7 protein-coding genes and 1 pseudogene are annotated in these 12,287 nt (G+C 33.8%); 4 read left to right on the top strand and 4 right to left on the bottom strand.

Going from position 1 to position 12,287, the window contains the following annotated elements; all coding sequences use genetic code 11:
* Nucleotides 1–115 precede the first annotated feature (115 nt).
* The 4 genes from AC1DIT_RS24035 to AC1DIT_RS24050 form a co-directional block, all read right to left on the bottom strand.
* The gene (locus AC1DIT_RS24035) at nucleotides 116–316 is read right to left on the bottom strand and encodes a hypothetical protein (RefSeq protein WP_476998456.1); all 201 of its coding nucleotides are present in this window, start codon (nucleotides 314–316) and stop codon (nucleotides 116–118) included.
* 95 nt (nucleotides 317–411) lie between these two features.
* Complete coding sequence (locus AC1DIT_RS24040; RefSeq protein WP_016131682.1) at nucleotides 412–2,694, bottom strand: binary toxin-like calcium binding domain-containing protein; 2,283 nt, start codon at nucleotides 2,692–2,694, stop codon at nucleotides 412–414.
* A 118-nt stretch (nucleotides 2,695–2,812) separates the two neighbouring features.
* Complete coding sequence (locus tag AC1DIT_RS24045; protein ID WP_016131681.1) at nucleotides 2,813–3,871, bottom strand: sensor histidine kinase; 1,059 nt, start codon at nucleotides 3,869–3,871, stop codon at nucleotides 2,813–2,815.
* Nucleotides 3,872–4,796: 925 nt separating this feature from the next.
* Nucleotides 4,797–6,194 (bottom strand): M60 family metallopeptidase, encoded by a 1,398-nt coding sequence (locus tag AC1DIT_RS24050; RefSeq protein ID WP_016132992.1) that lies wholly within the window; start codon nucleotides 6,192–6,194, stop codon nucleotides 4,797–4,799.
* A gap of 844 nt (nucleotides 6,195–7,038) precedes the next feature.
* Here AC1DIT_RS24050 and AC1DIT_RS24055 point away from each other — a divergent pair.
* The 4 genes and pseudogenes from AC1DIT_RS24055 to AC1DIT_RS24070 form a co-directional block, all read left to right on the top strand.
* Nucleotides 7,039–7,740 (top strand): annotated as a pseudogene (locus AC1DIT_RS24055) (IS6 family transposase).
* Nucleotides 7,741–7,782: 42 nt separating this feature from the next.
* Complete coding sequence (locus AC1DIT_RS24060) at nucleotides 7,783–7,953, top strand: hypothetical protein (RefSeq protein WP_016132197.1); 171 nt, start codon at nucleotides 7,783–7,785, stop codon at nucleotides 7,951–7,953.
* A 1,194-nt stretch (nucleotides 7,954–9,147) separates the two neighbouring features.
* Complete coding sequence (locus tag AC1DIT_RS24065) at nucleotides 9,148–9,693, top strand: DUF3967 domain-containing protein (protein ID WP_016132198.1); 546 nt, start codon at nucleotides 9,148–9,150, stop codon at nucleotides 9,691–9,693.
* A gap of 1,524 nt (nucleotides 9,694–11,217) precedes the next feature.
* Nucleotides 11,218–12,287 (top strand): thiol-activated cytolysin family protein (locus tag AC1DIT_RS24070; protein WP_476998457.1); only part of this gene is annotated, 1,070 nt, incomplete at its 3' end.

Below are 12,287 nucleotides of genomic sequence, written 5' to 3' on the forward strand. Positions count from 1 at the left end.
CTACTCATCAGGTAGCATAGTACTACTCATCAGGTAGCATAGTAAAAAAATTCAAACCCGTCAGGGTTTATTTGATATGCCTACTTTTATAACATCTATAAACGATAATAAAATATTACGTGAAAAGACCCCATTTTGTATAAAAATATACCTTAAGTTGATGGATGTGTGGTGCTACCCCTACGAATGCATCATATTTCTTCATTTTATAAACACCCGATAAGATTAATGCCACTCCAATAACGATAAGTACTATATAGATTAAAAAACTTAAAGAAAGAGATGGAATGAGTTTTCTCGTTGCAGTTTTCAGCATAGAAATCTTCTCTACATAGCCAGATACTCACAAAAAATAGAAACAGACTGCAAAGCTTTCTGAAAGAAACGCTTTGCAGTCTTAAATTTCTTGCTTTATTTAATGCTTTCTAATTCCCATTTATGGTTCTCGCCTGGTGAAGTTGTATGTTCAGGTTTTAAAACCTTTTCATAACCGAATACAGTTGGGGCAATCCCGTTATCTGCAACACTACTAAACCAGTCATTATTTCTATATGTGATGTAAGTAGAATCAGATTTTAAATAGAAGCTCTTTTCATCTGGAAGTTTCTCTAATTTAATTGTCGATCTATTACGTTCTTGGTCTAACCAGCTATAATCATATCCATTTCCAACGTTAAGATACTGATAGCCACCATGAGTACTATTCGTAAACTTAAGGAATACTTCTTCATCCTTTCGAATTGGCTCTCCTGGTTTAGATTGACCTTTTCTCTCAATGATGACTGATGTAGCTTCAATATCAGGCCCGTGTATTGCTTGTTTTTTCGGCCCAATTCTTAATCCATCCCAATTGTTCCCTTTTAAACTAAAGTGCACATATTTCCCGCTTATATTTTGGAATATCTGCGCTGCTCTCCATTCTTCGTTTACACCGTTAGGTAAGTTAGCAGTTGTCTTTAAATAATATTCTTTTCCTTCTACAATAAATTCACCTTTATTATCTACTAATAAATTATCAAACGCTTTATTATACTTAACGACTGTAGAAGTTTTTTGTGTCGGAAGTTTCTTTTGTGCGTCATTGATTTCAAATGTAACTTCTTTTGATGGATCGAATTGATTCAAACTTACAGTTTCTTTAGACTCATATATATTTCCATTTTTCACTAATGTTACTTGCTGTGTTGATTTAGAATTTTTCTTTTCAAAAGTAGCAGTGATTTCATTACTTGCTCCAAATAAGCCCGGTACGACTGCCGCATACAACTTTTTCTTAATTGAATCATACGCACTATATGATAATGTTGGTGATTGAAGTTTTTCAAAAACACCGCCACTAAAACTTTTTGTCAAACCAGTTTCTTTTGCATTTTTTAGATTTTCCTTCGCAACGATAGCTTGGCCTTCGCCGTACCTGTATACAAATTCATTTGTCTTTTTAGAATCTACATTGATGTGCTTGAATACTTCATTAAACGATACATTATTACTACCCGAACCTTCTGGTGCATACACTCTAAACTTCGGCTTATTCCCGATATCAGTTTCTAGTAATGCAGTAGATGCATTGACACGAGCTTCATATTTCCCTGCATCTCCTAAGTTTTTAAAATCTCCATCTTGCTCAATAGACACGTCCATTGTACTCGTAGGTAATACTTCAACAGACAGAAGTGCACCTTGCTCAACAGCTTTTAATTCATCTAACGTTAAGTAAATATTTACATCTGCTTGACCTTCTAAACTGTCAATTAATACTTCTGTTTTATTTCTTCCGCCTTTTTCTGTGCTTAAGTGCTGTGCTTTATAACGATCTTGCGTCGCCTTTACTGTATTGATAATTTTGTCTCCTAAGCGAATGTTAAAGTGAGGAGAAACGTTTTCAGCTGATGCTGTACCTACATTTTTATATTCTAACTGTAAGCTTACTTTTGCTGCCTTTGCTGTATCAATTGTCGTTGCAGTAGACCAATCAAAATTATTAGAATAGCTCTCTGTTTCAGTGTCAGTTTTTGAATATCCATAGCCGACATTTAATGAAGCATCTGCTTTTGGTACAGGGCCTGCTGCTGAACCTTCAACGCCGCCTCCGACAGTTAGACCAACATTAAAAGAATGCTGCGTCGATACGCTTTTCTCCCAGCCTTTATTAATAGATCCACCTTTTGAATCTGTAATTTCCTTAATGGGAGTAACTCCAATACGTTTAATTCCAATTTGTAAATTCGGCATATTGGCAACCATTGGATTGAAATCTGTATCAGAATCACTGCCAAAATACTGAACTTCATACGCATCTGAAAAAGGATCTCCATCTGAATTTGCACTCATAGGATTAGTAATGAATTTTAATTTCCCTTTATCTTTCTCTGGATCCCATGCGCTCACTTCATTTTTTCCAGTTTGGTAATTAAACTCAATTTTATATCCTTTTATCTCTAAATCATTAGAAATGCCATCGTTATCCCAATCATTATTTTGTACTTCAATTTTTTCAGTAGAAATCTGTCCTTTTTTTCCATCAGTTCCAAGAACAGCTTTTTCTTCTGTTACATTTGCATTCTCTTTAAATTTCTCAACTTTACTATCCGAACTTGGATTTTGTACGTCTGCTAAAGCAGGGGATGCCAAAGTCAATGCCATTGCTACACTACTTAATACAGCAAATGCTGGCTTCAATTTCTTTTTCTTCATCGTCATTTTCCTCCTTGGTTTCTAGATGAGTTAAAACATCTACTAATAAGTTAACTACATCATATCTATTAAATCTTTCAATATCCTTTCTTAAATATTACAAAAGTCTTTCATAACCTTATTTCTTTTCTGATGTAACAGGAAGAGTAAACCAAAATTCACATCCCTGTTTACCATCTGGACGGTTCCGAACACCAATTTCTCCTTCATGCATTTCCACTAGTGATTTTGCAATGGCGAGTCCAAGTCCAGATCCTCCAGATTGTGAACTTCTTGATGGATCTGTTCTGAAAAAGCGTTCAAATATACGTAGTTGTTCATCGTAGGAAATCCCATTCCCCTCATCACGCAAAGTGAATTGAACATGCTGCTTCTGCTTATTTTCCTCTACAATTAACTCGATTGTTCCACATACTGGAGAATGTCGAATCGCATTATGTAACAAATTATTGAGAACTCGTGCTATTTTACATGGCATAATCCAAAGTTTTGGTAATGTATCTGAAACACGTAATTGCAAATCAATCTCTTTATCTTTCAATAGGATAGCATGTGAATCTATTACTTCTAATAGAATACTATCTACATGTTTTAAACTTGGATGAAATGCTTCTTGTCCAAGTTCTAACTTAGAAAGCACAAATAAATCATTAATTAATCCACTTAATCGTTGTATTTCGTTTAGAATTGTCGTTAGATACTGCTTTTTCATATCAGCATCTTCAATTAAACCATCCTGTAACGCTTCTATCATCAATTGTATGCTAGCAAGAGGTGTTCGTAAGTCATGTGAAATATTCGTAATCAGCTCCGTACGTTCTTTTTCTCCTTTTTCTAACTTAGTAAAGCTTTCTTCTAATTTTTTTGCCATTTCTTGAAAAGCTGTGGCTAATTCTTTAAACTCATCCGGTTCTTTCCCTATTATGTACATCGTTTCAAAATGTCTATCACTAAATTGTTTGGTTAATGCAATTAAATTTTGGATCGATTTCATAATAGGACGTGTCATTAACCAGTAAATAATCGTTGAAAACGCCATTGCTATGACTACAATTCCTATGAATAATTGCGTTTGTTCCGGTCTAAGTAACATTTTCATTTCGCTATACCAAATAGCAATTAGCATAATACTGGTGCTTAATATATTCATCAATAACAATTGATTCCGTAATTTCATATTGTAGTTCCCCCCTGTTATAGCATAAAACGAATATCAGTAAACCCATCTTATCTTAAACACCTTTCAATTCTCTTTCAAAACTGTAATAAATTTCTTTCAAGAGTATCATTAAAGAACCCAAGGCTGGATTGAAATTTCGAAACTCACATTTAACCAAAATTAAATTAATATTTTTATAGCATACCCATAGAAATCTTGTTAGAATTCATCGGTTTAAGTACTGAAGAAATAGACATCGTTAACATGAATTAGAAACAGAAATTCACTTGTCTTTCAGACATATGGATTGAACTCCTATAAAACAAAGAAAGACTTTTGTAACGATTATGAAAGTCTTTTGTAATGCTTGTGAAAGTAATTTGAAATATATTGATAATAAGATGAGTTTATCCCTAATATATTTGCAAAACATACAATAAAGTGTTTATTTTATTTTTCTAATGCAATAAAAATGCAGAATTTGATATTGAATCATCTTTTGAATTTTAAGCGATTTATGCGTTCCGAAGTATATTTGGTACAAGTATCTTATTAAGTGAAGAACAAGTCGCTCAATTATGTTAGAAAAATAAAATTGATCAAACCAAGCTTCCCCAAAGCTTCTTTTTACACAACAAAACCCACAGATTGTTTTCTGTGGGTTTTGTTGTGTTTATGCTTTTCCTTCAAACAAGTGGTTCTTTTATAGAAATAAGTGAGATTTTCTAATCTGCACAATCCTGCCAACCGGCACACACGCATGTATAATTGTTAATAATTTAGGGAAATTCTGGATGAATTCCCATCTATACCATATTTCTCTATGTACTTTCATAATCTCCCTTGTTTATAAGGAATTATATGATGTGCTCCATTAGCTATGTCAAATTGGATTTGGATTGTCATCGATCGCATTACTAGCTAGATCACACACTTGCTTTCATTATTTTCTTGGACCATACGCGGCAATTGGTTTAACAGGTTTCGCATCCGTCGCTTCCCATATAGGGGCAGTTAATGTTGGATAGTTCAAAGCTTCTATTTTTTTTCTCGTTTCTTGTGATGCTTTCAGTCCCCATTGATCAAAAAATGGAAGTACATTTTGTTTCGCTACTTTCGATGTATTGTAAATAAATGCTTGTATTTTATCTTCATCCGTTTCTGGAAGTTTATCTTTTGGTAACTCTCGATACAGTTTGTGAAGATTCGGATAAAAATCTTCACCATATGCTAAATGAAGTTGCCAAAACATAACAAGTTTCACAAACAAGTCATCAATATTTTTATACTCTTTATCTGTTTGCTTTAAGTATGTAAAGGCTCTATCGTAGTCCCCTTCTTTTTCTAAACGCGTTGGTTGATTCGGGAATAATTGTTTTTGTGCAGCTAAAGAATATAGATTAACAGTGACTTCAGTCATTCCTCTTAGGTCATTCCACATCCAAGGGGATTGTTGCCTTGTATGTCCTGCCTCATGCATTTGTCCCCATCCAAATTCATTTACATTTAAAGCACTTTCGATTGCATTACCAGCCGTAGTAAATACGACTCCATTATGACCTGCATACATGCCCCAATCAGATTTATTAGGATTTTCTACAAAAGCCCAAAGGCGACGAGTTGGACGATGTAACGGATTAGAACTTGTTTCAGATAGTCCCGATATTTTATCTTGTGCTAGAATCATTTCATCATATTTTTTTAATAGAGGCACAGGATCTTGATCCACAATATATTTCTTGGCACTATCACGAGTAACAGTAAGTACTGCTTTCTTTGACTTTAATTGAACAGCATGCGCATCTGGATACTTGTCCATCATGGCAATCCAGTCTTCTTTCGTATGTTTCCCTAATTCAAAGAATGGAACAGGGCTCCCGCCTTGTGTTACTTTCACCTTAACAGTTCCTTTCCCTTCACAGTTATCAAACCCTAATAAACCACCGTTTGGAGAGGAGATGGTGTTAGAACCAGTAGAAAGACGAAATGCTTTTCCCCCTTCTTTATCATATTCATTTGTCCCAATAGTTGCTCCAAGCTTGTCTAATCCCGATAGTCCCGATACTTCAATTGTAACTTGTTCATTCGGTTGTACATAGATTCCTGTTGGCACATAGTTTCGTTGCTGACTTCTTCTTTCTCTTTCTGCTTCCGCCATATAATGTCCTGTACTTGGAAGTTCAAACGTCCTCTCTTCATATTGCGCCTGAGTTTGCGTAGTTTCAGCATGAATGTTCCAACTATCTACAGTCATAGACGTAAATAATGTCGTTGTCAAAACAGCAGATGTCATAAGTACTTTCATTGGTTTTTGTAATCTATGATTCTTTCTTCTACTCATATGAATCAGTCCTTTCATTTAAATCCATTCTAACGTTCATACGAAACGCTGATTTCCTCACTACCCCCTTATATCCCTTCATTACATTAATGTAATAAATATTCCTCTTGCTATAACTACTTCTTAAATTTACTTATCCCCCCTCTCTTATTTCATACACGTAAAAATTATACCTATATATAATTTTGAAGGGGAGTATCTGGCCGCGTATAGAAACAGTCATGACTTTTTCCACCACTTCAAAAGGAGAAAGCAAGTGCAGATCATGTTGTATTCTGCATAGTAGATATGTCGAAGAATTAAAATGGATTTATATAGATGTTACTTCCATTAAAACATTATAGATTTTGAGTGTAAACCTCTAATCTAGCATATGGTAATTCTAAAATTAAGCACTGTACATATATTCATCTTTATAAAATACTGTAATGATAAGGGGTTGTAGTCCCTAGCGTACAATTTTCCCAGAATGATATAGTGTCCTCATGCCCATCAACTTAAGAAAAGTAAACACCCCATACCCATCAACTTAAGATTTTACCTTGTGCATAACCATATTTCATAAAAATTGTCCCTTTTTTGGACTAACTTTAGATACTAGTTTATGACACCTATTTATCTATTGATAATACAACACCTTAAAAATCGAATCATAACTTTTAAGTTATGAACATCTTAACTTCATAACCTTTACTCCAGTAATTACGAAATCTACACAGACAACTTTATTATGTATACTCAGGACGCTAAAGGGTTCTGGTGCAAAAACTTTAATCCAGTTGTAAGCAACCTCTAAAACTTGGATATACTGATACTATTACTCTTAAAAAGGTGTGTGATCAGTATGGAAAAGGAAAATTTGTTCAAATAGAAACATTATCAACCTGATCTTATTTTATTAGCCGTGAGATGGTACCTGCGGTACAATCTCAGTTTTCGTGATCTAGTCGAAATGATGGAAGAACGTGGACTCTCCATTGCTCATACAACGATCATGCGCTGGGTTCATCAGTATGGACCTGAATTAGATGAGCGAGTACGTCGTTATCTTAAGCCAACTAATGATTCTTGGCGAGTCGATGAGACATATGTGAAAGGGCAATGGATGTATCTGTATCGTGCCGTTGATTCGGAAGGGAACACGATTGATTTTTATTTAAGCAAAACAAGAGACCATAAGGCTGCAAAGCTCTTTTTCAAGAAAGCTTTGCGGTCTTTTCATGTTTCAAAGCCCCGTGTTATCACAGTAGACAAGAACCCAGCCTATCCTATAGCCATCCAAGAGTTAAAGAAAGAAAAAAAGATGCCTATAGGCATCCAACTAAGGCAAGTGAAATATCTTAATAACATCGTAGAACAAGATCATCGTTTTATTAAGAAGCGAGTTCGCCCGATGTTAGGGTTGAAATCACTTCGTACAGCTACTTATATACTCTGTGGCATAGAAGCCATGCATATGATTAAAAAGAAACAGATTCACCAAAGGATGACGTCTACTCAAAATCAAAAAGAATTCATCCATCAACTGTTTGGAGTAGCTTCATAAACTAGCAATTTAAAGAAAACAGACTCTCTAGGTTTCTAGCGAATGTTTTTGCACCAGAACCCATTAAAGAATAAATACAGTCCATCTATGTTAAATGAAGAACAGAAAAAAGAATTACAACAAATGATCGATGAGGGATTAGTTAAATTCTTTCTGCCCCCAAATGGTACAAGAAAAGAATGGATTATCACAAGAAAAGCAATGTTTAAATGATTGGGAGAGCCAAAATCTAAAGTTGAATAAAATAATCACTCAAATTTTGCGTTTAGGAAAAAAGCGGGTGTTCAGATTCGTTTGTATGACGAGATAGGATGAAAATTAATACAATTATATTCAATACAGCTAAGTGCTTATAAAGAAGAAGATAGAGCGTTATAAGTGATTGTGGTTAAATCTGTAGATATTTTATTTTATTTTTCATAAGAATAAATGTAAAATTCTACATACCGTATTTATAATAAAAAACAAATTAACCGAATTTAAGGGTTTCCTTGCTTTTTGTTTGGAGTGCTGGCTCGTCGTGTGGGGACGAAACCCCACGTACTAAACGTATCAAAATTTTGAGTAAGAACTATTTTTGAACGAATGATCTAAGCGGTTCGGCTCGTATAATTGCTAGTCCAAGTCGAGAACAATTGCTTTGCTTTTTGTCCTTCGGCTTGGCGAAAAAAGCGAATCGAGCCGAAAAAAGTTTGGCAAGGATTGTTTTTTACTGCAGTAACGAAGTGGAGCAGTAAAAAACAATCCTTGCGGAACTTTTAGCTTTTTCAGGTTTAGGGTTTTAAAGCCCGCCCACCGCCATTAAGGGGTAGCGTCCCGAAAATGCGGATTTACAACGTTAAGTTGTTTATAGTATTAAAAATGAATAACTTAACAACGATAAGAATTTTAAGACAAGTCATACGAGACAGTCGCAAACCTTATTTAAAGCAAAATCAGTTAAGTATCAATAGAGTAAACCCTATTGATACAGGGATTTCTACCTTGACGTTGTAAATCCGCAAAATCCTGATGCTACCCCATATAGTATCTGTTTCTAAAGCATTTCTATTATGAGAACAGAAACGATGTGCGTTTTCAAAGTTTTTTTTCACTACTAGATTCTCCCTTTTTTTTGTTTTTGCTTTTATATTTTATAATGAATATTGTATTCGTAGAGAGTTTACATAATGTCCTATTATAAGAAGTTAGATATTCCCATAGTCCCCATGATACTAACATTCTGTGCATGACTTAAGATCTATCCTTCTATTTTACTTTCTAGTAATTCTTTTATATATTGCGTTTAGATGTTCAGGTGTTAAACTATTTGTATATTATCTAAATATCCATCTGAACAGAAAAACAAGGAAACCCTTGTTTTTCTGTTCAGATGTTCAGATGTTTAGAAGGATGGTGATCTGAACAGTGCAACAAAAAGACTGGTTATCAGCTGAAGAAGTAGCCAAGGAAATAAAAGTATCAGCTATGACTATAAAACGAAACTGTCAAACCTACGGTAGTTTTTTAAATTTCCAACAAGGTGAAAAGAACAAGTATTTAATTCATCAAGAATGTATACCTGTTTTTCAATTTATAGCTAAAATGAGAAATAAAAGAAACCTCCAAACAAAACAAATTATTGAGCTCCTCAGTAAAGAAGGATTACCTGAATATATAGACATTGAACCTATCCAAATAACTAAACAACAACCTGAACAGATCCAAGTAGGAGAAGTAGTTGTAGCTATTCAGGAATTGGATAGAATTGTTGCTGAAAGAGTATCTGAACTGCTTAAAAAACATGAAGAAAATTTAAAGGAATGGTTAACTGAACAGCAAAAACAACAACAGGATTTTCAAAAAATTAATGAACGTGATCAAAACCTAATGGCTATGATCCGTGAAAACCAGGAGACTAAAAAATTGATTGCAGCCACCCAACAAAAAAAGTGGTGGCAATTTTGGAAATAGAAAAAGCCTTGCTTATATGCAGGGCTTTTTTATACAGAATTCTATACAGATTTTTGTACTAATAGGGTAATTTTTCCTAAATCCCCGAAAAGGAGGAATAAGATTGATTCATTATAAATTTATATGTTATTTCAAAAAGTACACTTTATGACAATGCTGAAAATCTAAACTATTTCATTTCAAAAATACAACTTAWYWATATTTGAAACATGTYAATKCAATTGTAKAWRWTTTGAAATGCATATTTTAAAAAGCACCCCAAAATCTTTATTGATAAGGATTTTTCACAATACGTTTTTCTTATTCCCCCTTTTCGAGGGGATAGGCAAAAACACCCTAAAAGAAAAATTCATTATAAACAGAAATTTTTTCTAGAATAACTGATTATCGACATTAAATTATGCAATTTTTCATGATGTTACAAATTTTTTGCATTTTCTCTTTTTTCGACAGCAATAGACAGTATACTACTTTTTAAAAGCGCTTAGTATTTTTAGAAATTATACGAGGTAAATATCATGAAAAACAAAAAAAGAAGAGCTACAGTTGCATTAATAATAGGATTATAAAGTACATTTTTCTTGAGTGGCTCCAAAAGTAAAGAATAGTTGCCGTACCCCTTATTAACAATACAAAGAAAGGGAACCTGCTACATCATCATATGCAAAATTGCATATGATGATGTATTGATAAAACATAAGTGCTTACTATAATATAAATCACATCGTAGCAACAACAAAAGGAGGTGAAATCATATGGCAATCGCAATGGCAGCTTTAAAATTTATCGGTGGGATCCTTCCACTCGTACAAGAACTTTTAAAAGCAGTAATGTAAGTTCGTTATTCAGCAATTATTTATACAAATGATCTGTATAGCGAAGATGAATCAAGGTACAGATGAGAGGGGGTGAAATCATATGGCAATCGCAACRGCAGTTTTAAAATTTATCGGTGGGATCTTTCCACTCGTACAAGAACTTTTAAAAGCAGTAATGTAAGTTCGTTATTCAGCAATTATTTATACAGATGAGAGGAGGTGAAATCATATGGCAATCGCAACAGCAGTTTTAAAATTTATCGGTGGGATCTTTCCACTCGTACAAGAACTTTTAAAAGCAGTAATGTAAGTTCGTTATTCAGCAATTATTTATACAAATGATCTGTATAGCGAAGATGACTTAAGGTACAGATGAGAGGAGGAAATCATATGGCAATCGCAATGGCAGTTTTAAAATTTATCGGTGGATTACTTCCATTCGTACAAGAGCTTTTAAAAGCAGTAATGTAAGTTCATTATTTAGCAATTATTCATGGGAATTATCATACAAGCGATCTGTATAGTAAAGATGAATCAAGGTACAGATGAGAGGAGGAAATCATATGGCAATCGCAATGGCAGTTTTAAAATTTATCGGTGGATTACTTCCATTCGTACAAGAGCTTTTAAAAGCAGTAATGTAAGTTCATTGTTCAGCAATTATTTATAAACAATTATCATACCTTAATACGAAAAAAAGAAGGGAATGAATTTTTTGAAAATTAAAAAAAGTGTTAAAGGAATCAAATTATTAGCATGTTTATTAGTTAGTTTAAGCACTATTAGTTATTCATCTACTTCCTTTGCGGAAACAAAAACAGGTAATTCAGCTGGTGCAACAAAAAATGCAAGTGGCATTGATACTGGTATAGCAAATCTTAAGTATAATAATCAAGAGGTTTTAGCAGTAAATGGTGATAAAGTAGAGAGTTTTGTTCCRAAAGAAAGTACAAATTCAAATGGTAAATTTGTAGTAGTTGAACGTGAGAAAAAATCACTTACAACTTCACCAGTCGATATTTCGATTATTGATTCTGTGGCTAATCGTACATATCCAGGAGCAGTACAACTTGCAAATAAAGCTTTTGCAGATAATCAACCTAGTTTGTTAGTAGCTAAGAGAAAACCTTTGAATATTAGTATAGACTTACCTGGCATGAGAAAAGACAATACAATTACTGTCAAAAATCCTACATATGGTAATGTGTCTGGTGCAGTAGATGAATTAGTATCTACTTGGAATCAAAAGTATTCAAAAACACATACGTTACCTGCAAGAATGCAGTATACAGAATCTATGGTGTATAGTAAATCTCAAATAGCAAGTGCTCTTAATGTTAACGCTAAATATCTTGACAATGCACTGAACATTGACTTTAATGCTGTTGCAAATGGAGAGAAAAAAGTGATGGTTGCGGCATATAAGCAAATCTTTTATACCGTAAGTGCAGAACTACCTAACAATCCATCAGACCTTTTTGATAATAGTGTTACGTTTGACGAGTTAACTCGTAAAGGGRTAAGTAAKGCGGCTCCGCCTGTTATGGTRTCAAATGTAGCTTATGGTAGAACAGTTTATGTGAAATTAGAAACATCATCTAAGAGYAAAGATGTACAARCTGCTTTTAAAGCCTTAATTAAGRRTCAARGCGTTGAAGCGAGTGGACAGTACAAAGATATTTTTGAAGACAGTACCTTTACCGCTGTAGTATTAGGCGGAGATGCAAAAGAGCATAACAAGGTTGTTACAAAAGATTTTAATGAAATCCGAAATAT

The organism is Bacillus sp. 05T22 (assembly GCF_056396765.1).

Bases quoted from the DNA above. Each gene is read 5' to 3' on its own strand.
- AC1DIT_RS24035 (WP_476998456.1), bottom strand. From the start codon at position 316: ATGCTGAAAACTGCAACGAGAAAACTCATTCCATCTCTTTCTTTAAGT.
- AC1DIT_RS24040 (WP_016131682.1), bottom strand. From the start codon at position 2,694: ATGAAGAAAAAGAAATTGAAGCCAGCATTTGCTGTATTAAGTAGTGTA.
- AC1DIT_RS24045 (WP_016131681.1), bottom strand. From the start codon at position 3,871: ATGAAATTACGGAATCAATTGTTATTGATGAATATATTAAGCACCAGT.
- AC1DIT_RS24050 (WP_016132992.1), bottom strand. From the start codon at position 6,194: ATGAGTAGAAGAAAGAATCATAGATTACAAAAACCAATGAAAGTACTT.
- AC1DIT_RS24060 (WP_016132197.1), top strand. From the start codon at position 7,783: ATGTTTTTGCACCAGAACCCATTAAAGAATAAATACAGTCCATCTATG.